This window comes from uncultured Ligilactobacillus sp., assembly GCF_948826705.1.
In the GTDB taxonomy this organism is placed as follows: Bacteria; Bacillota; Bacilli; order Lactobacillales; family Lactobacillaceae; genus Ligilactobacillus.
Genome location: NZ_CAQLEL010000135.1, coordinates 1 through 25,172 on the forward strand (window position 1 = coordinate 1; position 25,172 = coordinate 25,172).

Annotated in this window: 23 protein-coding genes and 1 pseudogene; 18 read left to right on the forward strand and 6 right to left on the reverse strand. The window is 39.8% G+C overall.

The genetic code is table 11. From position 1 onward, the window contains the following. Window positions 1–113 (reverse strand): MerR family transcriptional regulator (locus Q9Q35_RS09770; RefSeq protein WP_370648878.1); only part of this gene is annotated, 113 nt, incomplete at its 3' end. A gap of 391 nt (window positions 114–504) precedes the next feature. Between Q9Q35_RS09770 and Q9Q35_RS09775 the strand changes: the two genes are divergently transcribed. The 5 genes from Q9Q35_RS09775 (at window position 505) to Q9Q35_RS09795 (ending at window position 6,159) form a co-directional block, all read left to right on the forward strand. Continuing rightward, the gene (locus Q9Q35_RS09775; RefSeq protein WP_304653189.1) at window positions 505–1,437 is read left to right on the forward strand and encodes a PLP-dependent cysteine synthase family protein; all 933 of its coding nucleotides are present in this window, start codon (window positions 505–507) and stop codon (window positions 1,435–1,437) included. Further along, window positions 1,438–2,577, forward strand: coding sequence for a PLP-dependent aspartate aminotransferase family protein (locus Q9Q35_RS09780; protein ID WP_304653190.1), 1,140 nt, complete (start codon window positions 1,438–1,440; stop codon window positions 2,575–2,577). A 174-nt stretch (window positions 2,578–2,751) separates the two neighbouring features. Next, complete coding sequence (locus Q9Q35_RS09785; RefSeq protein WP_304653191.1) at window positions 2,752–3,366, forward strand: matrixin family metalloprotease; 615 nt, start codon at window positions 2,752–2,754, stop codon at window positions 3,364–3,366. A gap of 52 nt (window positions 3,367–3,418) precedes the next feature. Beyond that, entirely contained in the window at window positions 3,419–3,970 is a 552-nt protein-coding gene (locus tag Q9Q35_RS09790; RefSeq protein ID WP_304653192.1) for a GNAT family N-acetyltransferase, read from the forward strand. A gap of 107 nt (window positions 3,971–4,077) precedes the next feature. After that, window positions 4,078–6,159 carry a DNA topoisomerase 3 gene (locus Q9Q35_RS09795; RefSeq protein WP_304653193.1) on the forward strand — a complete coding sequence of 694 codons (2,082 nt, stop codon included), beginning with the start codon at window positions 4,078–4,080 and terminating at the stop codon, window positions 6,157–6,159. A 63-nt stretch (window positions 6,160–6,222) separates the two neighbouring features. Here the strand turns inward: Q9Q35_RS09795 and Q9Q35_RS09800 are convergent, their stop codons facing one another. After that, on the reverse strand, window positions 6,223–6,522 hold the full coding sequence (locus Q9Q35_RS09800) for a DUF454 family protein (protein ID WP_304653194.1): 300 nt from the start codon (window positions 6,520–6,522) through the stop codon (window positions 6,223–6,225). A gap of 132 nt (window positions 6,523–6,654) precedes the next feature. Here Q9Q35_RS09800 and Q9Q35_RS09805 point away from each other — a divergent pair, with 132 nt between their 5' ends. Both Q9Q35_RS09805 and Q9Q35_RS09810 read left to right on the forward strand, forming a co-directional pair. Next, window positions 6,655–8,850 carry an ATP-dependent RecD-like DNA helicase gene (locus Q9Q35_RS09805; RefSeq protein WP_304653195.1) on the forward strand — a complete coding sequence of 732 codons (2,196 nt, stop codon included), beginning with the start codon at window positions 6,655–6,657 and terminating at the stop codon, window positions 8,848–8,850. A gap of 83 nt (window positions 8,851–8,933) precedes the next feature. Then, window positions 8,934–10,109 (forward strand): cyclopropane-fatty-acyl-phospholipid synthase family protein, encoded by a 1,176-nt coding sequence (locus tag Q9Q35_RS09810; RefSeq protein ID WP_304653196.1) that lies wholly within the window; start codon window positions 8,934–8,936, stop codon window positions 10,107–10,109. A 456-nt stretch (window positions 10,110–10,565) separates the two neighbouring features. On the opposite strand, the gene Q9Q35_RS09815 is transcribed toward Q9Q35_RS09810, so the two are convergent. Then, a complete protein-coding gene (locus Q9Q35_RS09815) occupies window positions 10,566–10,757 on the reverse strand; it encodes a hypothetical protein (protein WP_304653197.1) in 192 nt (63 codons plus the stop codon). A 272-nt stretch (window positions 10,758–11,029) separates the two neighbouring features. Here Q9Q35_RS09815 and Q9Q35_RS09820 point away from each other — a divergent pair. After that, window positions 11,030–11,101, forward strand: a pseudogene (locus Q9Q35_RS09820) (recombinase family protein); the annotation flags it as partial. A gap of 187 nt (window positions 11,102–11,288) precedes the next feature. Here Q9Q35_RS09820 and Q9Q35_RS09825 read toward each other — a convergent pair. Beyond that, entirely contained in the window at window positions 11,289–11,900 is a 612-nt protein-coding gene (locus Q9Q35_RS09825) for a DedA family protein (RefSeq protein ID WP_304653198.1), read from the reverse strand. A gap of 208 nt (window positions 11,901–12,108) precedes the next feature. Then, the gene (locus Q9Q35_RS09830; RefSeq protein ID WP_304653199.1) at window positions 12,109–12,957 is read right to left on the reverse strand and encodes an undecaprenyl-diphosphate phosphatase; all 849 of its coding nucleotides are present in this window, start codon (window positions 12,955–12,957) and stop codon (window positions 12,109–12,111) included. 164 nt (window positions 12,958–13,121) lie between these two features. Here Q9Q35_RS09830 and Q9Q35_RS09835 point away from each other — a divergent pair, with 164 nt between their 5' ends. From Q9Q35_RS09835 to Q9Q35_RS09880, 10 genes are all read left to right on the forward strand, one after another. Next, window positions 13,122–13,568 carry a CopY/TcrY family copper transport repressor gene (locus Q9Q35_RS09835; protein WP_304653200.1) on the forward strand — a complete coding sequence of 149 codons (447 nt, stop codon included), beginning with the start codon at window positions 13,122–13,124 and terminating at the stop codon, window positions 13,566–13,568. Between the two features lie 98 nt (window positions 13,569–13,666). Continuing rightward, a complete protein-coding gene (locus tag Q9Q35_RS09840) occupies window positions 13,667–14,110 on the forward strand; it encodes a universal stress protein (RefSeq protein WP_304653201.1) in 444 nt (147 codons plus the stop codon). Window positions 14,111–14,290: 180 nt separating this feature from the next. Beyond that, window positions 14,291–14,815 carry a TetR/AcrR family transcriptional regulator gene (locus tag Q9Q35_RS09845; protein WP_304653202.1) on the forward strand — a complete coding sequence of 175 codons (525 nt, stop codon included), beginning with the start codon at window positions 14,291–14,293 and terminating at the stop codon, window positions 14,813–14,815. A 218-nt stretch (window positions 14,816–15,033) separates the two neighbouring features. Then, entirely contained in the window at window positions 15,034–15,477 is a 444-nt protein-coding gene (locus Q9Q35_RS09850) for a MarR family winged helix-turn-helix transcriptional regulator (protein WP_289189510.1), read from the forward strand. A gap of 264 nt (window positions 15,478–15,741) precedes the next feature. Beyond that, on the forward strand, window positions 15,742–17,133 hold the full coding sequence (locus Q9Q35_RS09855) for a flavocytochrome c (protein ID WP_304653203.1): 1,392 nt from the start codon (window positions 15,742–15,744) through the stop codon (window positions 17,131–17,133). Between the two features lie 156 nt (window positions 17,134–17,289). Further along, window positions 17,290–19,029 carry a hypothetical protein gene (locus Q9Q35_RS09860; protein WP_304653217.1) on the forward strand — a complete coding sequence of 580 codons (1,740 nt, stop codon included), beginning with the start codon at window positions 17,290–17,292 and terminating at the stop codon, window positions 19,027–19,029. Next, window positions 18,995–19,519 (forward strand): dihydrofolate reductase family protein, encoded by a 525-nt coding sequence (locus Q9Q35_RS09865; protein WP_304653204.1) that lies wholly within the window; start codon window positions 18,995–18,997, stop codon window positions 19,517–19,519. The genes Q9Q35_RS09860 and Q9Q35_RS09865 overlap by 35 nt, the downstream gene beginning before the upstream one ends. A gap of 20 nt (window positions 19,520–19,539) precedes the next feature. Beyond that, window positions 19,540–20,313 (forward strand): TIGR02452 family protein, encoded by a 774-nt coding sequence (locus tag Q9Q35_RS09870; RefSeq protein ID WP_304653205.1) that lies wholly within the window; start codon window positions 19,540–19,542, stop codon window positions 20,311–20,313. Window positions 20,314–20,470: 157 nt separating this feature from the next. Then, window positions 20,471–22,204, forward strand: a complete 1,734-nt coding sequence (locus Q9Q35_RS09875; protein WP_304653206.1) for an ABC transporter ATP-binding protein — start codon at window positions 20,471–20,473, stop codon at window positions 22,202–22,204. A 26-nt stretch (window positions 22,205–22,230) separates the two neighbouring features. Continuing rightward, on the forward strand, window positions 22,231–24,045 hold the full coding sequence (locus tag Q9Q35_RS09880) for an ABC transporter ATP-binding protein (RefSeq protein ID WP_304653218.1): 1,815 nt from the start codon (window positions 22,231–22,233) through the stop codon (window positions 24,043–24,045). A 214-nt stretch (window positions 24,046–24,259) separates the two neighbouring features. On the opposite strand, the gene Q9Q35_RS09885 is transcribed toward Q9Q35_RS09880, so the two are convergent. Continuing rightward, on the reverse strand, window positions 24,260–25,162 hold the full coding sequence (locus Q9Q35_RS09885) for a glycine betaine ABC transporter substrate-binding protein (protein ID WP_304653207.1): 903 nt from the start codon (window positions 25,160–25,162) through the stop codon (window positions 24,260–24,262). Window positions 25,163–25,172 lie beyond the last annotated feature (10 nt).

The following is a 25,172-nucleotide window of genomic DNA, read 5'->3' on the forward strand; positions in this document are numbered from 1 at the left end:
CGATTAGTTGGAGTACGATAAGCTTTTAAAGTCCCATTATTATCCCAGCGTTGTAGGGTCAGAACAGTAACGCCCAATCTTTCAGCCATTTCTTTTGGTTTTAATATCGCCATAATATCTACCTCACATTTCATCTTTTTTTGTAGATATTATATTGCGTTTGATTACATTTTAATATATTTTGATTAACAGTTATTTCCTCCTCATTAAAATATTTAGCTTAATTTTAGCAAAGAAAAATTTTTTTGCAAGAGGGATTGCATTTACGAAAAGTAAGTGTTATTGTATTGGTAACGATTTGAAAAGAGGAATTACGATGAAGACTTTAGTTATCGACAATATGGCTCATACATGTTGTCCTTCTTCGCGCCAGCTAGCGAAGAAGGTCCATTTGCGTTGAGTTTTTTGACGTAACTAGGGGGATCTCTTCAACGTAAGAGGGCGCAAACTTTTTAAAGTTTGCGCCCTTTTTTTCTACTCAGATCGCAGAAAGAAGGGAAGAATATGATATATCAAGATGTATCACAGCTGATCGGTCAGACACCGTTGATGAAACTTGCAGTCGAAACGCCAAATCATGTATCGATCTATGCCAAGTTAGAGATGTTTAATCCAGGTGGCAGTATCAAAGATCGCTTAGGGGAGTATCTCATGGATGATGCGCAGGAAAAAGGCCTGTTAACAACAGAAACGACCATCATTGAACCCACGGCGGGCAATACTGGGATCGGTCTAGCCTTAGCAGCGCAAAAACGGGGTTTAAAAACGATCTTAGTCGTACCCGAAAAATTTAGCCAGGAAAAGCAGATGTTGATGCGGGCGCTAGGTGCAAAAATAGTACATACGCCGAGTGAATTAGGGATCAAAGGTGCGATCGCTAAAGCTAAGAAATTAGCTGCTCAGATCTCGGATAGCTACTTACCGCTACAATTTGAAAATCCGGCAAATCCAGCTACTTATGCAACTGGTTTGGCACCAGAGATCATTGCTGAATTTGCGGAAAATAAGTTGAGTTTAGACGCTTTTGTAGCTGGAGCCGGCAGTGGGGGAACATTTGCTGGAATTACGCAAGCTTTAAAGCAAAAATTTCCTGGGTTAACAGCGGCAGTAGTTGAACCAGAAGGCTCGATCCTAAATGGGGGCGCTCCTGCCAGTCATTTGACTGAAGGGATCGGAGTTGAATTTATTCCGCCGTTTTTTGCTAAGACCAAGCCAGATATGATCTATACGATAAGTGATCAGGAGGCTTTTGCACAAGTCGAAAAACTGGCATTGACAAACGGGTTATTCGTTGGAAGTTCGAGTGGAGCTGCTTTAGCGGCTAGTTTAAAATTAGCACAAGAGCTACCCCAAAACAGTAATATCGTCACGATTTTTCCCGATAGTTCAGAACGTTATTTAAGTAAACATATTTATCGATTTGAGGAGGAAATTTAAATGAAATTTGATTCAAAGTTGATCCATGGTGGCATCAGTAATGATAAGACAACAGGTGCGGTGAGTGTACCGATCTATCAGGTCTCGACCTATAAGCAAGCAGAGCTCGGGGGAACACCAGCTTATGAATATTCCCGAACTGGTAATCCAACACGCAATGCACTTGAACAGTTGATCGCAGAGCTAGAAAATGGTACACGTGGTCTAGCCTTTGCTTCGGGTTCGGCAGCGATCCATGCCGTTTTTAATTTATTTTCTAAGGGTGATCATGTCGTCGTAGGAAATGATGTATATGGTGGAACTTTCCGGTTATTAAACACAGTCTTAAATCGTCTTGGCCTAGAATTTACAGCAGTCGACACCCGTGATCTAAAGGCAGTCAAGCAGGCTATCCAGCCGAATACAAAGGCACTATATTTAGAAACACCGACTAATCCTTTGTTACATGTCTCTGATCTGCGTTTACTATCTGATTTGGCACATGCTAACGAACTATTGGTGATCGTGGATAATACTTTTGCAACTCCGTATCTGCAACGACCATTAGAACTAGGCGCTGATATCGTGGTCCATAGTGCTTCAAAATATCTCGGGGGACATAGCGACCTTGTGGCAGGCTTAGCGGTCACTAAGAGTCAAGAACTCGGGGATAAATTAGCTTACTTACAAAATGCGATCGGGGCTATTTTAGGACCACAAGATAGTTGGTTATTACAACGAGGGATCAAGACATTAGCGGTCCGGATGCGCGCGCATAACGAAAATACTAGGGCTATCTTTGAATTTTTGCAAAAACACAAAAAAGTTGCTAAGATCTATTATCCTGGTGATCCAAGTGCGCCAGAACATGAACTTGCTAAAAAACAAATGCGTGATTTTGGGGGGATGATCTCATTTGAATTGATAAATGGGGCTGATGTAAAAGCCTTTATCGAATCCTTGCATTTGATCACGTTAGCAGAAAGCTTGGGTTCAGTGGAAAGTTTGATCGAAGTTCCTGCGATCATGACACATGGGGCGATCCCACGTGCGATCCGGCTAAAAGATGGGATCAGTGATGAATTGATCCGACTATCAGTGGGGATCGAAGCTAAAGAAGATTTACTCCAAGATCTCAAACAAGCTTTGGAACAGGCATAGGTAAATTTAAAGAATTCTTTAAAAGTTTCAAGTCAAAAGTTGTGTACAATTAGTAAGTACAGGGAGCAAAAAATAATTGCGAGGTGACGCAAAATCAGATTTTTACGTTTCATTTGGAATCTATTTTTGACCCTTTTTATCACTGCTAGCTTAAGTTTAGGCTTGTTGTGGTTTATGACTAGTCCTTACGCGCTCCCAGTTGTGCGTGAGATACAGACTTTGGTAACTAAGATCATCCCAGATCAAGGAAAGCTGCCGAATGTTAAAACTGAAAGCATATCCCAAAGTGATCCGACGGCGCAAAGTTATTCTGAAGATACCAATGCGCAAGCGTCAAGTGGCGCACGTTGGAGCAAAAACACAGCGACTGTTTATCTTGAAGCAAGTGATGAACGCTTCCGAACTGCCTATTTAAGGGCGATCGAAAATTGGAACCAAACTGGGGCTTTTAACTTTGATTTGACTGATGATAAAAAACGAGCCCAGATCATTTTAAAACAACAAAATGATGCCAATACCAGTGCTGCTGGGGTGACGCATACCATGATAAATCAATTGACGAATCATCTGACCAGTGCAGATGTCTATCTCAATTCCTATTATTTACTGAATGCACAGTATGGTTATTCGCAATTGCGGATAACTAATACAGCAGAACATGAATTAGGGCATGCGATCGGTTTGGCGCATGATGATGAAAATGTTTCAGTGATGCAGTCGGCTGGATCATATTATTCGATCCAACCAAAAGATATCGAAGCTGTAAAAGCTCTCTATCAAGAAGGCTAGAGTTATTAGGAGAGGTCTGCTATAGTTGAGAAGTAGCGATGAGGAGGATATTATGACTTTGAAATTAGTTACAGCAACACCAGCTGATCTACCTAAGATAAAAGAATTGTATTTGAGTGCTTTTCCAGCCGTAGAACGGATCCCATTTTGGCTGTTAAAAAAGCGTACTAAGACTGAGATAGCCGAATTTTGTAGTCTCTATGACGATGATAACTGGGTCGGCTTTATCTATACGGTCAAAAATGCCGAACTAGTCTATGTGTTCTTTTTGGCGATCAAAGAGACTGAGCGTTCTAAAGGGCATGGCAGTGGTTTGATGAAGCTGATAAAAGAGCGTTATCAAGGTCAAGTGATCGGCTTAAGTGCGGAAAGGCCTGATGAAACTGCGACTAACAACCAGGAGCGTTTACGACGTTTGAAATTTTATGCTAAAAATGAGTTTTTACCGACTGATTTTTATACAGCTGAAAAAGGTGGCGTGGAGTTTGAGTTTTTGACCCAAAATGGGCAAAAGATCAGACCACAAGCTTATCCAGAGTTAATGGCGCAATGCCTAGGACTGTGGCAAAAATTCTTATTACCGATCAAAGTAGTTAAAGATTAGTCAGAAAAGTGGTTCATTTGGGCCACTTTTTTCATTGGCTTGAAAAATTTGCAAAAAAGTAGATTAAATTAGATAATAAAAATTATCAAACTTAAAGGAAGAAAAAAATGAAACGATTAGTGTTGGCAGAAAAACCGAGTGTTGCCCGTGATCTAAGTAAGATCTTGGGCGCAGATAAAAAATACAAAAATTATTATGAAGGTAAAGATCATGTTGTTACTTGGGCTCTTGGACACTTATTGACTTTGAAGATGCCAGAAGATCTAAAAAATGAATGGCAAACTTGGCAAATGGAAACTTTGCCAATGATCCCTAAGTATATCGGGACTAAGCCGTTACCTAAAACGAAAGCACAATTAAAAGCGATCGCTAATTTAGCTAAACGAAAAGATATCTCAGAAGCGATCATCGCTACCGATGCAGGGCGTGAGGGTGAATTAGTGGCGCGCTGGATCTTGGAATATATTCGTTTCAATAAGCCAGTCAAACGTTTATGGATCTCTTCACAAACTAATAAAGCGATCAAAGAAGGTTTTGCTTCACTAAAACCAGCTAAAGCTTACGATGATCTTTATTATTCGGCCTTGGCGCGGGCTAAAGCTGACTGGCTGATCGGATTGAATGTGACACGTGCTTTAACGGTCAAATACCAGGATAATTTATCGGCTGGTCGGGTCCAAACGCCAACTTTAGCTTTAGTCGCTAAGCAAGAAGAAAAGATCAGTAAATTTATCCCGCAAAAATATTTTACGCTCAGTCTCGAGGTTGCTAACCAAAGAGCGACACGGATCCAAAAAGATCCTCATGTCCTAAAAGAGCGTAAAGAAGTAGATGAACTCGTTAAAAAGATGAGTTCCCAAAATGGTAAAGTCGAGCAGATCACGGCTAAAGATAAAGCGATCCCTGCTCCTTTACCATACGATCTAACCGAATTACAGCGAGTTGCCAACGAAAAGTACGGCTATTCTGCTAAAAAGACCTTGTCATTAGTGCAAAGTTTATATGAAGTTCACAAGATCGTATCTTATCCTCGGACTGATAGTAAATATCTGTCTAATGATCTAAAGGCGACGTTAAAAGATAGATTACATGCGATCAAAGGACTATTTCCAGAAGCCAAGCAATATGCTGTTAAGGGAGCAAAAGTCGTTCAAAATAAAGCTTTTAACGACACTAAGGTGACAGATCACCATGCCTTGATCCCAACTGAACAGTTACCCCAGTATAATAAGCTCAGCAGTGATGAACATCGGATCTATACTTTGATCGCTGAAAGATTTGTGGGTTTATTTGCACCACTTCACAAAGAACGTCAAGAAAAGATCGTATTTGCTTTTGGTAAGGAACATTTTAAATTGACCCAAACAAAAGTAATTGAAGCTGGTTGGAAAAAGGATACAACACCAGAAAAGCCAGTAGCTAAATTTAGCGAAGGTATGCAAGTTTCTCCTCGCTTTACGGTCAAAGAAGCCTTAACGACCCCGCCTAAGCCATTGAGTGAAGGTTCGCTTTTAGCGCAAATGGAGCGTTATAGTTTAGGGACACCAGCGACACGAGCGGAGATCATCGAAAAATTAGTCAAATCGGAACTGATGGAACGAACTAATAATAGTTTACGGGTGACTAAAAAAGGCCAACAATTGCTTGAATTGGTCAATGAAGAGCTCGTTAGCCCACAATTGACTGAAAAGTGGGAACGACAACTTGAGCAGATCGCTAAGGGCAATTATGATGGCAAAAAATTCTTACGTGAGATCGAAACTGATACTAAGCGTTTAGTTCGTGAAGTGAAGAATAGTCAACAAAAATATCAAGACTTTTCATTGACTAAGAAAAAATGTCCAAAATGTGGTGCCTTTTTGAAGGAAAAGAAGGTTCGGGATGGCAAATTACTGGTCTGCACCAATGAAAGTTGTGATTATAAGCGTCGAGCTGAGGCAAAAGTCTCCAATCATCGTTGTCCTGTTTGTCACAAGAAGATGTTGATCGTCAGTGGTAAGAATGGGGATTATTTCAGATGTAAATATGACGGTACGACTGAAAAATTAACTGGGGGCAAAAAGAAGAACAAGAAGATGACCAAACACGAAGAACGACGCCTTCTAAAGAAGATCAATCAAGATAATGAACCTAAAGAAAGTGCTCTAGCTCAGGCTTTAAAAGCTGCGTTAGGTGATAATAACGTTTAAAATAAATAACGCCCATAAGTAACGCAAACTTCAAGAGTTGACGTTGCTTGTGGGCGTTAATCATTAATTTTTTGCGAGTAATAAGAATTTTAGCCAAAGGACTTGATACCAAGTTTGCTTGATATGCTCTGATCTCGCTTCAGCTTCAGCTATTTTTTCGTCCAGAAATTTTTGGAGTTTACGGTAGAGCTTAGTATTCACCATCCAGTTGTGGAAGCGCGGTGAAAACTTCGAGAGACTGAAAAAGCCTAAAATAAAGAAGGGCACTTGGGGGACAACTGGAAGTAAGATTCCGATCACTCCAAAGATAAAACTAATGATCGCAAGAAACAACCATAAGAAACGTTTAATGTGTTTGAACATCGAATCCACCCTTTCTTAGCTGTATGCAATGTATTCCCTTTCTTAGCTGTTTAGAAAAGCATAACATAGAATTTTTTATTTGTCTGTAAAAGTAATATAAATTTTTATTAAGACTTTGAAGGTGGTGATAAGATGCTTGAGAAAACAATAAGAAAAACATACCAAGAGGCTTGTGAGGCAATGCGCCAAAAGCAATATCAAAAGGCGCGTTTTTATTTTGATGAGATCCGACAAAGTGCACCGACATATCGTTCGGTCAATTACTTTTTAGCTAAATGTGCTTTTGTGCTCAATGAAGCAGAGGAGAATATCTATCCCTTAGTTGAGGCACATTTAGCGACTGAGACGCCCAAAAACCGTGAGGCAGCTTATCAGTTAGCTTTAAAAACGGCGGTCAAATTCAAAAATGAGACCCAGTTGGCTGAATTTTTAGAGCAAGCTAAAGAAAATGCAGTCCCAAAATTGGAATTTTTTGTTGAAACTTTGGCTAAGTGGACGGGGAAATCTCCAATGCATATGCGCTTTAAATTTATTCAGTTTGCTAAAAATAAGACCCCGATCGCTAAAACTTCCCATCCCAAATATCGGGCGTATAAATTTTTTATCAACGGGATGAGTGAGCTCCAAAAACAACGCTTTGCGACTGGAAAATGGCAAGAATTAGCGGTCACAAAGCCTAAATTTTTAGAGTTTAAGGGTTACATGTCGTGTTCGATCAGAGATGAACGAACGTATTACCGTAAATATCTGCCTAAGTTTCCCGATCTTTTTTTGCGTTCGATCTTCAATGATCATCTGGAAGAAGACGAATTCTTCAAGTCCAAATGGGAACGATCCCGTGTTTTTTCGCTTTTGCAGATCCCAGCTTTTGACCGGCCAAAGATCGCTGGATTGCTGGAGTTAAACGACCTTTTGGATGAAACAGCAAAGAGGCATTTAAAGGGGTGTGATGATCTAGTCTATTTAAAGCAAGCAGGTGAAGTATTACCCAAAAGTCAGGCGACTGATCTATCAGAGTTAAAATTGCTCAAGGAATTTGGCTATTTATGCAAGAAAAATTGTAGTCATACGCTACATTTAGCCGATAAATGCCAATATGAACAAAACTTTAGCCAGTTATTGGGTAAGCTCTCACGGCGCAAGTTGCCATTGATCCATCCGCCAAAAACTTATCGACCGACCAAAGAGCAATTTGATTTCTTAAAGTGGCTTGCTCAAAATAAGCACGTCATCATCAACTTACTAGGTGTTGGGGGTTCGGGGAAAACTTACACTTTGGGCCAGATCCTTGATCCTAAAAAGACTTTAGCTTTAGCTCCGACGCACAAAGCACGGCTGAATTTAGCGCAACATGGCTTTTTTAACAATGATACTTTGCAACATGTGATCTATGAGATCGAAAATGGCAATGAAGATCTGGTGAATGATTATGAAGTGATCATTATTGATGAGGTATCGATGGCGCCACTGGAGTTATTAGCAAAATTGACCCAAACTTTTAGTACGAAAGTTCGTTATCTTTTGGTCGGAGATGAAAAACAGTTACCGCCAGTATCACAAGATGAAGATGCACTAAGTGTTTGTGGTGATCCCATGGCCTTGATAAAAGCTAAAGGAGCCTGCTTTTATTTTAGAGCCAATCTGCGCTGTAAAGATAAAGCAACTGGTGAGTTGATCGCTGCTTGTCGAGCTAAAGACACCAGCTATTTAACTCGCAGTCAGGCATTTAAGACGGCTACCGGTAAAGAAATGGTCTTAGCTAAATATCAACACGAAGCTTTGGAAGAGTGCATGATCTTGGCTTATCGTAATAAGACTGTTGGTTTGATAAATCAGCAATTTTATCGCATTTTATCAAAGGATAAGCAAAAAGTTGTGCCGTTTTATTTTCAAAATGGTCTTGGTCGGGGTGGCTTTTTTATCGGAGCAAAGGTCGTTTTTTATCACAATGATGATAGTTTTCAAAATTATGGCTATACGAATAGTGAATTTGGTGAGATCATAGGACTTGAGCTTAAAAATGATGATGAAGATAGCACGGTAACGGTCCAAACTGAAGTCGGAAAGTATAAATTGCCCCTGTATCGAGCTAAAAAAGATCTCCTTTTAGCATACGCCTTAACGATCCACAAGGCTCAAGGGAGTGGGGCTAAACGAGTCTACGTCTTAGAGCCAGAAAATCATGGGCTAGCATATACAGCGGTCTCACGTGCTAAACAGGAATTGTTTTTTGTTGGAGTCACACGAACGCAACTCTTGAAAGGAGTGCAAACTAAGACCCCAAAAAAGAAAAATTTACTCGATTTTATGGATGATAAAAATAAATAGATCTAGTTGCTTACATTTAGTAAAGACTAGTGCTAAAATATACATGTTATTATATTTATTTTTAGAAGGGCGGCGGAAATTAGATGTTTAATAATTTCTTGTTAAAAGAAGTGCTCGAACATTCATTCAACATTCCGGTACAAGTGACTTATGCCAACGGTAAAACAGAACGGTACGGAGATGGTGAACCGCAAGTAAAAATAACCTTCCACCGAGATTTTTCGATGCGAGAGTTAGTTCATAATGCCTCATTGACTTTAGGTGAAGCATATATGGACAAAGAAATTGAGATCGAAGGCTCGATCCAAGACCTGATAACCTCAGCCTATGAATCAGCTGATAGCTTTTTGAACAATAGTAAGCTCAAACACTTTTTACCAAAACAATCACATACTGAGCGAAAAAGTAAGTCAGATGTGCAAAGCCACTACGATATCGGTAATGATTTTTATCGTTTGTGGCTCGATAAGACACTGACCTATTCGTGCGCATATTTCAAGCGACCACAAGATACGCTTGAAGAAGCTCAAAAAAATAAAGTGCATCATATCATCAATAAGTTAGATCCTAAACCCGGGAAAACTTTACTTGATATCGGTTGCGGGTGGGGCACATTGATGCTGACTGCCTGCAAAGAGTATGATCTAAATGTTGTTGGGATCACGTTAAGTAAGGAACAATACGATCTAGTCACCCAGCGGATCAAAGCTGAAGGGCTAGAAGATCGGGCTAAAGTTATTTTGGAAGATTACCGTGAGCTCAAACATGAACCTTTTGACTATATCACTAGCGTAGGCATGTTTGAACACGTAGGTAAGGAAAATCTAGGTGAATATTTCCAAAAGATCTCCGATTATTTAAAACCAAACGGCGTAGCTTTGATCCACGGGATCACACGGCAACAAGGTGGGGCAGTCAATGCGTGGATCGATAAATATATTTTCCCAGGTGGTTATGTACCTGGTTTGGCTGAAAATATCGAACATATTGTTGATGCAGGAATGCAAGTAGCTGACATAGAAACTTTGCGTCGCCACTACCAAAAAACATTGGAAATATGGGACCAAAACTTCCGCCGTGCACTACCTGAGATCAGAAAAATTGAAGATGAACGTTTTATTCGCATGTGGGATCTGTATCTGCAAGCTTGTGCGGCTTCGTTTGAGTCGGGCAATATCGATGTGATCCAGTACTTGATCTCGAAAGGACCAAGTGGTAGCAACTTACCAATTACACGTGAATATATGTATCAAGCATAAAAAATAGCAGATCATGTAGTAATGTCATTAAGTTAAGAGAGTTTGTATCAAAATTTCAATTTAGAAATTTGATACAAACTCTCTTTTTTAACATCTATGATTTTAATGGAGATTATTATAATGTGGAGGTGAGCATTATTTCCAATAGGAAGTTATGGGTAACTACTGCGGAAAAGGAAATAAAGGCTGGAATAAAAAAACTGTAGATGACCTAGATAGCGCTCTTGTAGAGGACATGATAAATGTTTCCAAGTAAAAGTAAAGCTTGCAATAGAGTCTTTGTACGGCGACTTTTACCTATTGTCAAAACAAATAGTCCTTTAACATATAAAAGTGCGTATGCCACTGCTGCATTAAAATTATTCAGTTCTAATATGTAAGTTTAGCAATTGAAAAATAAGCAAACAGCCCCTATGAGTAGCTATTAGGGCTGTTTATTTATTACAAAAAATTCAGTTACGAATTATACCCAAAGAGTAATACAAAGAGTAAACCAATTGCACAAAAAATCGCAATAAGTGAAAAAATGAGTAAAACTGACCAATAAGCTTTTTTCGACAAGCGTTCTCTATTTTTTAGTACGGATACTATTCCAATTGTTATAATAACGATTACAGTGACCAGTAAACACGCCAATACAACTTTCATAGTCTCCACCTCATTTTCATTACTCAATTTTTAATTTCTCTCAATATTGTACCAAAAGAGTACCAGTATACGCACCTGAATAAATCAAAATCAAGGCATATTCTCATTTGTCCCCTATCTACATTTGGAGTATAACAAGCTTCTGAGGTAGGACATTAGAGTTGGGTATTTACTTAAAACATGGATAGGAATAAAAAACTATGAGTTGTAGTGAACAAATCCATATATTTGAAGGCAAAAAAGCAGACGGACAGTATTTTCCTTATTAGACTAAAAACTTAGATAGACAATTAAAAGAGTTAGCGGGCGTTTCTAAGGTCTTTTCAGACAAATTAAGTGGTCAGTAATGATTATAAATCATGTATCACTCTAAGAAAGTGATCGATCATATCTATAAAGTTAACTTTATTAGAGAAAACGTGCTGATAAAAAGAGATCAGATGACCCAAAATTATGGTTCTGATCTCTTTTTCAATATCTAATTTTTAGTGCTGTATGCTCAACTTAATGATCTTGTCATGTAGATCTCTTTTATGCCTTTTTACGATTAAAGAAGTAAAAGCCACCGCCTACAAATGCAAGGGCTAAGACGATCACGGTCACTAACGAATAAGTCTCGATCATGGCAACGATCTGAGGCCAGGCTGAACCAGCCATACGACCAACGAAGATCAAGACAGTATTCCAGATCAAGGTGCCAAGAGTCGTCAAAATGATAAAACTTGTAAATTTATAATGGGTCATGCCTGCAGGAACGGAGATCAAAGAGCGAACTACGGGTACGAATCTGCCAAAGAACAAGGCTAAAACGCCATTTTTTTGGAAGAAGTTAGTTGCTTTATTTAGATCTTTAGCTTTGAAGCGTAATGTTTGGCCGATTTTACCGTTTAAGAGCTTTTCAAGGCGTTCGACAGATAAGAAATGGCCCACTGCATATAAGACCGCTGCCCCTAGAATGGCCCCGATCGTAGCGGCGGTGATCGCACCCAAAATATTTAGACCAGCAGTCAAGGTCAAAAATCCGGTAAATGTCAAAACTACCTCTGAAGGGATCGGTGGAAAAATATTTTCAAGGGCGATCAGCAGTGCGATCCCGAGATATCCATACTGTCCGATAAGTTCGGTCAAAACTGTTGTGTCCATTAAAATTCTCCTCTTAAAGTTAGTAAATACGATTCTACTGGAGACGGTCCAAAAAGACAACTGAATTAAGCAAATTCATCTCAAATTTTGAAATTCCTTAAAAAATAGCGACTACGATCATAATTTAATAACGCGAGCCCTTCATGATGTAAGGATCGCATCATGGAAAGCCCGCGTTATTCATGCAGCGTCTCACACGCTGATAAAATTATTTTATAAACCAGAAATAAGCAATGACCAAAAGCCCTAAGATGATGCGATACCATCCGAAAGCTTTGAAAGTATGCTTTTTGATATATTGCATCAAGAACTTGATCGCAATGATCGAAGTGATGAAGGCTGTAACTAGACCGACGATCAAGATCCAAATTTCTAAAGGTGTAAAGCTAAACCCAAATTTAACTAATTTGAATAGAGCAGCACCAAACATGACAGGGATCGCCAAGAAGAAAGTGAATTCAGTCGCAACTGTCCGAGAAACGCCTAAGATCAAAGCACCTACGATCGTGGCCCCTGAACGAGATGTCCCGGGAAATACCGCCGCGATCAATTGGAAAAAGCCGATCAAAACTACGGTGTAATACGAAAGTTCAGCGATCGAGGTGATCTTAGGTTGCTTATTTTTATGTATATCTTCGATCAAAATAAAAGCAATACCAAAAACGATCAAGGCGATAGCTACACAGGTCGGGTTATAAAAGAGACGTTCAAAAGTATCATTGAAAGCTACGCCGATGATCCCAGCGGGTAAACAAGCAATGAAGATCTTGAGCCACATGATTATGATATCTTTGTCGACATAGCGCCAGATACCTTGAGTATGTGCATTTTTATCGGCTTGATGGAATGGCCAGATCTTGTGCCAGTAGATCACGACTACGGCTAAGATCGCCCCAAGTTGGATCACGACTTCAAACATGCTGTAAAAATCTTTTGAGACATCAAGTTGGACAAATTGATCTAGTAAGATCATGTGCCCAGTACTACTGATCGGCAACCATTCGGTGATGCCTTCAACGACCCCGAATAAGAAAGCCTTTAAGAGTTCAAATAACATTATAGTGAAAATTCCTTTCTCAGTATTAAGAATCCTATTCATTATAAGATAAGTTTTTTTAAGTGACAAGTAGAGTAATTTTTAATGGGTAGCTAAGGGTTAAAACAAGGGAATATTACGCGTACGTGGTATAATTATAGTTAATAAAGTGACAGGGTGATCAAATGACAGAACAAATCGAAATCAGTAACGCTGAGTGGGAAGTGATGCGCGTGATCTGGACATTGGGTCAAGCGACTAGTCGCCAATTGATCGAGATCATGGAAGTAAAGCAAAACTGGAAACCAGCAACGACTAAAACGCTTTTGGGCCGCTTAGTCGCCAAAGACGCACTTGAAACTAAAAAAGAGGGGCGTGGTTTTATCTATTCGCCTTTAGTCCAAGAACAAGCGACGATCGATGCTCAGTTGATGCAGAATTTTAGCAACATTTGTCAGATGCATGTGGGCAAGACCTTAGCTTATTTAGTGGAAAATCTCAATTTAACACAGGGTGATATCGCTAAAATAACTGCCAAACTTGAGGATAAAAAAAGTAGTGCACCCGAAGAATTGGAGTGTGACTGTATTCCGGCAGAGTTTCACCATGCAGGTTGCCGACAATGTAAATAAATTTATCTTGTTTAGGAATGCCTAATTTATTCTTTCGGATATTGAAAAATGTGTTATACTAAGAACGTTAAAAAATATTTATAGTTAGGATGGTTGATATGGACAAAGAACCGATCAAAAACATCAAAAAGATCCTAGTTGGGGTCGATGATTCTGAAGATGCACAGCTTGCTTTTCGTGTAGCTATGCGTCGAGCCTTGGATCTAGATGCTACATTATGCATCACTTCGATCCTTGAATCAGATGAGATGAACGTTTTCCAAGCCTTAAGTGCTGATTACATTCATGGTGAACGTAAAGAATTGGAAAAGCACGTTGAACGTTACCGCAAGATCGCTTTGCAAGCTGGGATCAAGCGGGTCGAAGTCGTGATCGCTGAGGGGGATGCTGGTGAAACGATCATCAAGCGTGTCATTCCTAAAGTTGAACCAGATCTATTGATCATTGGAGCTCTTTCCAAGAAGGGCGTCAAGAAATTCTTTGGATCCCAAGCAGCTTATATGGCAAAGCATGCACCGATCTCTGTATTAGTGGTGCGCTAAGAAAAGTGGCAAAAGAGGCTACAGTAAAGATCTAAAAGCAGTCTGGGTTTTTGCTGTTGCCTTTTTTACTTTGATGTGTACTTGAATTACTGCAGACTCCATTATATTATTTAATAAGGCAAAAAGGGAAAGCTACCTTTTTGATATGCTAATGATAAGATAAGGATAAAGGATAGATCTATGAGTAAGAGTCAAGTGAGAAAAAAAGACGCCCTTGCGCAAGCTTTATTAGCTCTTTTGCATCATGAGGCAGTCGAAAAGATAACAGTCGATCAACTTTGCCGCGAAGCTGATGTGCACCGGAGTACGTTTTATCGCTATTTTCAAGATAAATACGATCTATTGCATTATGTTTTTCAAACGATCTGGTTAGAGCAGATCGATGAGAATAATGTTGTTGATTCGATGATCGAAATGATCGTTCGCGATAAGGATATTTTCCGAAATATTTCGATCAACAATAGCAGTAATTCTCTATATGCGCTCATGATCGATATGGTTGCTGAACAGCTTTTAGAAGCAAGTTTAAATAATCGTTTGCATAATGTTCTTTGGATAGAAGAAACGGTGCTCAATGCAACTGACCAAAAATTAGCCGCAAATATGATAGCCGGTGCCTTTTTAACATTGTTGTTCAAATGGGTCGATAGCAACTATCAGATGGATTCAACCGAGCTAAGTGACTTTATCAAACACTTGCATTGACTTTTTTTGAAGAAATAAATTTATCATAATCTTTTACTTTAATTTTAGAATAGTGTACAATATAATTGCTATTAGTATAGTGAAAACTATACTATCTACGAGGGGTGTGTCATGCCTTCCTTTACAGCAAGCGAGCGCATGGCAGTAGATTAGCGTATCAGATTTTATTGCTAAGCTTACGAGTTTCAGCGCTCATTGATTTAGAGGGGGTTAACGTAATGAGTTCATTACAAAAAATGACGACTAACTTGTGCCAAGTTTTGCGTTTGCACGAGTATCGCAATAGCAACATGCCGGGGTTGGAAAAACTCGGCGCGATCGATATCTACTATTTGGAAGCAATCTATCAGTTGAAAGATCCAACGATCGGGACGATCTCAAAACTGTTGGGGCAATCGACTCCAAATACGAATTATCACATCAAAAAGTTGCTTGAGCTTGGTTTGATTCAAAAAAGGCTAGATGATGCAGACCATCGTGTAACACATCTTTCTGTGACCGATAAATATCACGAAGCATTGGAATCCAATTCCGAATTTTGGAAACTTTTACAAAATCGTTTAGAAGAAACAGTCTCAGTTCGTGATCTGGCAGTTTTTCAGCGTATCTTACGTCAATTAGTCGAGGTTTTGTCTGAAGAAACAACACTAAATGATTTTTAAAGATAAAAGCTTGGATCAAAAATAAAATAAGATGAAGTGTAGTTTTCAATTTGAACTACACTTTTTTTGTGTTTTACAATAAAATAGAATTAGTGCAAGAAAACCAGTAGTAGCTGACTGATATTCACTAGGAAGAGAAATGTGGGGTGAATATTTAGTGGGGAGTATTGTGTGTTACTGGTAAGCGAGATTTAGAAAGGAAAAACTATATTCTTTCTAGTTATGAACTACATAATTCCGCATTTTGTATAGTTATTATAAAGCGTGGCTGAAAAATTTAAATTTACTCCAAGTGCACCAAGTGACCTAAAGGAACAGTATGATGTTGTGATCATCGGTTCAGGTGGAGCTGGCCTGGTCAGTGCTCTTCAAGCACGAGAATTAGGTCTAAGACCGGTTATTTTAGAGAAGATGCCTACAGTTGGAGGCAACACTATGCGAGCATCTTCAGGGATGAATGCAGCTGAAACGAATATTCAGTTGCGCGAAGGGATCGTGGATAGCTTTGCTGAATTTTATCAAGAAACATACCAAGGTGGGGGCCGCCTAAATGATCCTGAGTTATTGAATTACTTTACGACGCATAGTGGGCAAGCGATCGATTGGTTACGTTCGCATGGGATCATCTTAAATGACTTGACGATCACTGGTGGAATGAAGAAAAAACGTGCTCATCGCCCTAAGAGTACTGCTCCGATCGGAGCCTTTTTAGTCAATAATCTTTTGTGGTTGTTAGACCAGATCAAAGTTCCGCTCTTTACCCAAACAACAGTCACAGAACTGTTAAAAGATGATGCTGGCAAGATCAAGGGGGTAAACATTCAAGTTGCTGGTGAGTACAAAACGATCTTTGCACCAGCAGTCATCTTAGCAACGGGAGGTTTTGGTGCCTCTAAGCAATTACTCAAACGCTATCGTCCTGATCTCTTGGAGTACAAGACGACTAATCAAGCTGGAGCGACTGGGGATGGGATCATTTTAGCAGAACATATTGGAGCGCAAGTGTTACAGATGGAAATGATCCAGATCCATCCGACCGTGCAACAAGATACACCACATACCTATTTGATCGGTGAAGCTGTGCGAGGTGAAGGGGCGATCTTAGTTGATCAACAAGGAGTTCGTTTTACTAATGAGCTAGGGACTCGTAAAGTTGTTTCCGAACAGATCACGGCTTTACCCGAGCAAGCTGCATATTTGATATTTGATCACGGAGTCAAAGAACGGGTCAAAGCGATCGATTTTTACGCTAGCAAAGGTTTGGTCGTCAGCGCAACTACACCAAGGAAACTAGCTGAAAAGCTTCAGCTAGATCCAACCGTTTTAGCAGATACATTGTTACAATGGAATACAGCGGTCGAAACTAAGCAAGATGTTAAATTTGGTCGAACAACTGGGATGCAGCGCAAGCTAGAAAAAGCACCTTATTACGCTATCCACGTTGCACCAGCGATCCATTACACGATGGGGGGCTTACACATCAATGAAAAAGCTCAAGTTTTAGATCAATCGGGTGATATCATTGCTGGACTCTTTGCCGCTGGTGAGGTCACTGGTGGATTGCACGGCAATAATCGGATCGGGGGCAACTCGATCGCTGAAACGGTAGTGTTTGGTCGACAAGCTGGTCAACAAGCAGCGGTCTATTTGTCCTAAACTCAAATAAAAGTTTAAATTTGAGCAACAGTTTAGTTAAACTGTTGTTTTTTTACGTTTAATTTCAAAAAGAGTGTATAATAAAAGATAAAAATAAATTAGTTAAAAAATAGAGATATTTTTATCATTTTATTGAAAGAGGTTCTTCAAGTGAAGATGTCTAAATTAATGCGTTCAAAGTTATTTCCCGCGTTAGTTATTGTGCTTGGTGCACTCGTCTTAGTCTTGCCACAGGTGTTGGCACATAAAATGCTTTTAGGGTCAGATTCGATCTTCCACTATAATCGTTTTTATGAAGCAGCAATGCAGTTAAAAGAGGGCAATTTCCATTATTTCATAACAATGTATGGCTTTCAGCAGTCGGGGCGGATCATCAACGCTCTTTATGGCCCAGTGGTCGCTTATTTCAATGGAGCTTTGTTGTTATTGGGTAAGACGTGGTTCAACTACCAGATCCTCTCTGATATTGCTGTTTATCTATTAGCTGGCGGATCGATGTATGCTCTTTTGCGTAAATGCAAACTTAGGAGAAGTTATAGTTTAGGCTTAGTGCTTTTTTACTTAACGACATATGCGATCCAGTACTGGACGCTATCACAAGCATTTTCAGGTTGGGCGGCTGCCTTATTACCACTATGCTTGTTGCCATTAGTAACATTTATCGTCGAAAAGCGGGTCAATGTTTTAGAATTGGCTTTGTGTACGGCTTTGATGTTTCAGATCCACTTTTTGACAAGTTTATTTGTTGTCATGGCTTACCTGCCTGCTTTTATCTATGCTTTCATCAAAACGCCTGAACGCATTAAATTGTTACAACATATGGCCTTAGCAGTGGGGCTATTTTTCTTGTTGACAGCTAATATTTGGGCTGGTTTAGTCGAGGTCTACTTTGGAAATACTGTTTTACAACCATTTATCAATAAAAATATGTATGGGACAGCTGTTTCTTTGAGTGCTTATCGTTTATCAAATTGGCTTGCACCGTTTGGGATCGTTATCTTGGGTGGGCTTCAAATTATTCTGTTGCTCATATTTTGGAAAAAGATCTCAACTTTAAATAAAATCGTATCGCTAGAGGCCTTGATATTTTTGATCCTATCATCGCGGTTATTACCTTGGAAATGGCTGAGTCAGACATTTGAATTTGTTAATGTCTTACAGTTTCCATTTCGTTTCTTTGTTCCCTATACGGTGCTCTTGATCATGTCGATAGGTTTGTTTGCGACCGAGCTAAGGCTAAATGGACGGGTGATGATCGGGGCGTTAGTCTTATTAGTCACCTGTTCTTTTGTTCAAACTATCCAAGCACTTGAGCAGAATTTAGCGGTGTGGGATGAAGCCGAAGAATTTATGTATCAAAAAAATACGATCTACTTTACCGATGATACCCAGCAGATCAAGCAGGCGTTCTTTAGTGAAGATCTGGCGTTAGGTCTATACTATGTTCAAAAATCTACGCCGGATTATTTACCGCTTTACACAAAGTTGACTGATCAAGACGAGATCCATGGTTATCGGCATTATCGCAAACAAGTGATCATGCAAGAACAAAAATTTACTAAAACAGCGACTAAGGATGCTTTGGTCTATCAATGGGATGCGACAGAAGCTAAAGAGATCATCGTACCTGCGATCGGATATAAAAATACAAAAGTTGTACTCAATGGAAAAGTATTGACAGATGCTCAATTTGGACATACGCGGATCGGAGCGCTAAAATTAAGACAAGAGCGGGGACATAATCGGTTAGAGATCTCCTATGTCCCAGCTAAAGCAACGGTCGTATTTTTAGTGTTACCTGCCTTTGTTTGGTTGGGGTGTCTAGGAGTCGTAATTAAACGTAAAGGATATATCAGAAAAGATGACGCGAAATTTAATTATCTCAGTGCTCGTTAGTCTAGATGGCTATATTGCAGATGAGCAAGGAAGTGTTTTAGCTTTAGAGCAATTTTATCGAGATCACTTGCCTGCAGGAGTAACAGATTGGCGAGTTCCTCCAGATTTTGATACTGTTTTGGTGGGGAAGAATACCTACAAATGTTACTATCATAGTTTATTGAATATGACGCAAAAAGAAGTGATCGTTTTTTCGCATGCTCCATTAGCGGGGCTGGGAGCTAATATGCGTTGCTTTTCAGGCGATGTAGGTTCTTTGATCACACAATTGCAGGCCAGCGAAGGAAAAAGTATTTGGCTTTTTGGGGGAGGAGATCTGATCGATCAAGTTGTTTGTAGTGACTTAGTCGATCAGATCAGGTTGGTCACCTTGCCTCTCAATTTGACTAAGGGGATCGCCTTGTTCAACATGGCTCATCAGGCCCCAAAAGTCAATTTACAAAGCCTAGAGACAAAATACGAAATGTCATATTCGATCTGGACTAAATAACGGTAAAAAGAGGTGATGAGATGGATAAAGCAACAAGTGATGCACTTGGGCATAAAGCGATGAATCTCTATCAGATCCAGATGCCAAGTTTAGATCAAAGCTCACAGTTGATCACACAACTTCTCCCAGAAACGAGTACGCAAAATAAATTTATTACGCAGATCTTGGTTGAAAATAAGCATTTGTTGACACGTTTACAACAGATAAATGCAACTAAAAAAGTTGGTGTGATGGACTTTGCTGATCCAGTTTTGATCGGAAGTCGATTATTGGAAACTGATAGCCAGGAGCGGTTATTGTGTCGGAATAGTTTTTTATATCCGGAGTTGTGTAAGTATCGGCGTAACTTCTATTATAGAAATAAACTAGATCCAAAGAAAGGGTTTTATTCAGAAGCACTGATCTATGTTGAACATGTCAAATTTTTGCGAGATGCCAAGCAAGATAGGATATTGTCACAGGCGCGCTATGCCGATGTGGCTGCGATCAGTCCCCCAAATATTCATCAGATAACTGAAATGTTAGGGCAAAAGCCAGATCAAAAACAACTTCAATTGAGTGTGCAGACCAAGATCTTGCAAACACTTCGAGCTTTTAAACAAGCTCAAGTGACCGTTCTTATTTTAGGAGCTTTTGGATGTGGCGCTCCGGGAAATGATCCTAAGATGGTCGCGCAAAGTTTTTATTCGTGTTTAAAGCGGACAGAATTTAAAGGGGTCTTTGAACAGGTATATTTTGATATTTGGCAAGATCCTACTACATTAGCGGAATTTAAACGAGCTTTTGCAGCTTAGAAGGGTAAGTAACGACGTAAAGTCATTGCTTACCCTTTTTAGCTATTTTTCTTAATAATTGTTATAAAAATGATTATATTTGTAAAGTAAGTTGACATTGTATAGCAAGGGCGGTAAGATAACTATACAAATTTAATCTTGAGGAAGTGAAAATCGTATGTTTAAGTTAGTCAAAAAGCGTCTATCAAAAGGGGCAGTTTTGGCAGCGGTATTCTTTTTATTTATTCAGGTCATCTGTGATCTGAATTTACCAGCTTTGACCTCAGATATGATCAATAATGGGGTCGCTAAAGGAGATACAGCCTATATTTGGAAGATCGGTCTTCAAATGTTATTGATAGCTGCAGTCGGCTTAGTAGCAGCTGTGGGTAATGTATATTTTGCTTCGACTCAGGCGCAAAAAACTGGGGCTAAGTTACGTGAAGCCGTTTTTCGTAAGGTACTACAGTTTAGTGGACGTGAGATCGATCAATTTGGGACCTCATCTTTGATCACACGGACGACTAATGATATTTTACAGATCCAAAATGTGTTGATCATGTTGCTTAGAATGATGTTAATGGCACCTTTGATGCTGATCGGCGCTAGCTTTATGGCGTATCAAAGTGAAAAACGTTTGACAGGTGTCTTTTTGGTTTCGATCCCATTACTATTAGTGGCGATCGCGGTCATTATGTATTTTGCTGTTCCTTTATTCAAAGGGCTACAAAAAAAGATCGATCGGATCAACTTGACTTTTAGAGAAGGCTTGACTGGGGTACGGGTCATTCGGGCTTTCCGACGAGATGATTTTGAACAAAAACGTTTTGATGATGCCAACAAAGACTATACAAAAACGGGGATCAAAGTTTTTAGTATCGTATCCTTGATGTTTCCGATCATGACTTTGATCTTAAGCGGAACGAACATGGGGATCGTTTGGTTTGGGGCTAAATTGATCGGCGCCCAAGAAATGGGTGTTGGTAATTTAGTTTCATTTATGACTTACGCCAGCATGATCTTATTTAGTTTTATGATGTTGTCGATGGTCTTTGTTTTTATCCCACGTGGTCAAGCGGCGGCTGCACGGATCAATGAAGTTTTGGAGATGCCACTTTCGATCGGCGAAACAACTGGTGATCAAGTGATCGATCAAAATAAACCAAGTCACTTGGTCTTTGACAATGTCAGCTTTCGGTATGAAAATGCAGAAAATCTCGCTTTAGAGAACGTATCATTTTCGGCAAAAGCTGGGCAGATGTTAGCTGTGATCGGGGGGACAGGTTCAGGTAAATCGACCTTGGTCAACTTGATCCCACGCCTATATGATCCAACTGCTGGACAGATCATTTTAAATGAAACTTCGATCGTAGAGGTAGCTCAAAGTGATCTGCATGAGCATGTGTCATTTGTACAGCAAAAAGCTGTGCTCTTTAAAGGAACGATCCGAAGTAACTTGCAGTTTGGCAATGAGACAGCGACGGATGAAGAGATGTGGCATGCCTTAGAATTAGCGCAAGCAAAAGAATTCGTCTCCGAACTACCAGATGGTTTAGATGCTCAAGTAGAACAAGGAGGCGACAATTTCTCTGGTGGTCAAAAGCAACGGCTAGCGATCGCTCGTGCTTTGATGAAAAAAGCTGCGGTCTATGTGTTTGACGATTCTTTTTCAGCACTTGATTTTAAGACAGATGCTAAATTACGTGAAGGCTTGAAAAACGATCCTGAGATCCAAAAGAGTGTATTAGTGATCGTTGCACAACGTGTGTCAACAGTCACTGCTGCTGATGAGATCATTGTTTTGGATGAAGGTAAGGTCGTAGGCCAAGGAACACATGATGAATTAGTAGAAAATAACGAGACTTACCAAGAGATCGTTGAATCACAATTAAAGAAAGGAGATGAGCACTAGTGCACGGACATGGTACAAAAGATCCAATGGATCGGAAAGCTAAGAATTTTTGGAAGACGACTTTTAGATTGATCAAGTATATGAGTCCATGGAAGTGGGGCTTACTTTTAGTGATCATCTTTGCGATCAGTTCTGTCATTTTCCAAACAGTTACGCCAAAGATCTTAGGTCAAGCCACAACAGAGATCTTCAATGGAGTTTTATTGGGCTATAAGCAGATGAAAACTGGAAAACATTTGACCAGTTTGCCGATCGATTTTGATGCGATCACACACATATTATTGATCGTCGGAAGCTTTTATGCGATCGCAGCTGTTTTGAGTTTTGCCCAACAGCTGATCATGGCTAATATTTCTCAAAAGATCGTCTACCGTTTACGTAAAGATCTTAAAGAAAAAATGCAGCGTCTGCCGATCTCATACTATGATACCCACTCTAATGGGGATATCATGTCACGTGCGGTCAATGATATGGATAATATCGGGGGGACGCTCCAACAGAGTTTGACACAATTAGTGACTAGTTCAGTGACTTTTATTGCTGTTTTGATCATGATGCTTTCGATCAGTTGGAAATTGACCTTGATCGCTTGTATCACGATCCCACTGGGGTTAGTTACAGTCGCAGTCGTTGCCCCACGTTCGCAAAAACATTTTGCAGCTCAACAAAAGAGTTTGGGACAGTTGAATAACTTTGTCGAAGAAGATTATGCAGGTCATACAGTCGTTAAGACTTTTAATAAGGCTGATGATATGATCGCTGAATTTGAAGCTGAAAATGAACGTTACTACAAGGCTTCATGGAAGGCACAATTTATTTCAGGGCTGATCATGCCACTGATGAATCTTGTTAAAAATATCGGTTATGTGCTAGTTGCTGTTGTTGGGGGGATCCAAGTCTCAAATGGCACGATCACATTAGGTAACGTACAAGCTTTCTTGCAATACGTCAACCAATTCACCCAACCGATCACGCAATTGGCTAACTTAGCTAATACGATCCAAGCGACGATCGTTTCGGCTGAACGGATCTTTGAAGTTTTGGATGAACCTGAGATGCATCCTGCTACTGAAACAAAGCCAGATATTCAAACTAATGCTAAACTTGAATTTGATCACGTTAAGTTTGGTTACACCGACGATAAGATCTTGATGGATGATTTTAGCTTCAAGGCAATGCCTGGACAAAAGATCGCGATCGTTGGTCCAACTGGGGCTGGGAAAACGACCCTGATCAATTTACTTGAACGTTTTTATGATATCAATGATGGTGCGATCCGTTTGGATGGAAAAGATACACGGAAATTTACCCGTGAAGATCTACGTGGACATTTTTCAATGGTGCTACAAGATACCTGGCTCTTTACTGGGACGATCTATGATAATATCAAATATGGTCGTGAGAATGCCACTAAAGAAGATGTTATTCGGGCAGCCAAGGCAGCGCACGTTGATGCCTTTGTGCGCCAACTCCCCGATGGCTATGATACGGTCTTAAATGAAGAAGCATCCAATATTTCGCAAGGACAAAGACAATTGATCACGATCGCTCGCGCCTTTTTAGCTGATCCTGAGATCTTGATCTTAGATGAGGCTACAAGTTCGGTCGATACTCGGACTGAAGTGTTGATCCAACAAGCAATGGAACGTTTATTACAAGCACGTACGAGCTTTGTGGTCGCACACCGTTTGTCTACGATCAAAGATGCCGATAATATCATCGTGATGGATCATGGTTCGATCGTTGAAACTGGTGATCATCATGCTTTGATGGCTAAAGGTGGTTTCTACGCTGATCTGTATAACAGCCAATTTGCTGACGAGATCGCAGCTCAAGGTTAAAAATAAATTGATAACGCCTAGTGATAGTCATATCCACTGGGCGTTATTTTTTTGTGATAACAAAAGGTTGTGCTACAAGTCTTTATGGCTCTTCAAAGCAATAACTAGTGCAAATACATGTAGTCAAATGTGTTTGCCAAAGAAATAGCAAAAGACCCAACCATGATGTAAAACATCATGGTGGGTCCATCATTATTTTTGGTGTCGCACACTATTATTTATTTTTTAGATCAGATATAGAATTGATATTTGTCATGTAAGTTGGAACGGCTAAACCAGTTTTAGCACCTTCCAAGTTAGTTCTAACATCAATGTATTTACCCTTAAAATGCTCAGCATAGGCATCGTGGGTCACAGGAAGCCAAGCACTTAAAGAAGCGTCAGCAGCTCCTGTGGCTACAGCAGTCCACATCGGTTGAGCATCCATCGAACGAATGTTGACTTTATAACCACGGCTTTCTAAGGCAGCTTTAGCAACATTAGCACTTGCGATCTCAGAGTCCCAAGCAACATAGGCTAAGGTCACAGTCTTACCCTTACCTTCAGGGACGTTTTTTAGCCAAGACTTTAATTGACCGGGATGCTTTTTGAGATAGTTTTTAGCTGCTTGAGCAGGATCGATCCCATTATTTATTTGCAACATGACTTGAGCTAATTGATCTGAAGTCCAGTTGAAGTTTTCTAAAAATCGATAAAAACCAGGTTGATCTTTTTTGAGACCTAAGCGAGCGATCGTGTGGATCCCTTCACTCTCACCATAAATTTTTTTAGGATCATCTAAGAATTTTAGATCATACTTGGTAAACATCCAGTGTGGGACCCAACCAGTGATCACGATCGGTTGTTTATTTTTGATCGCTTTATCTAAAATACTAGTCATGGCAGCTATTGAACTTGTTTGCAACTGCCAGTTTTTTTGTGTTAGCCCGTATTTTTCTAAAGCAGTTTGGGTATTACCCATCACACCGGCCCCAGCATCGATCCCGGTGATCGTATAGTTTACTTGGGGACCAAGTGCCTTAGTAGCATCATATTTAGCTTGCATCGAGTTACTACAGCCACTCAGGATAAACCCAAGTAAAAGCACAGGTAATAGTAGTTTTTTTAAATATCTCATCCTAGCCCTC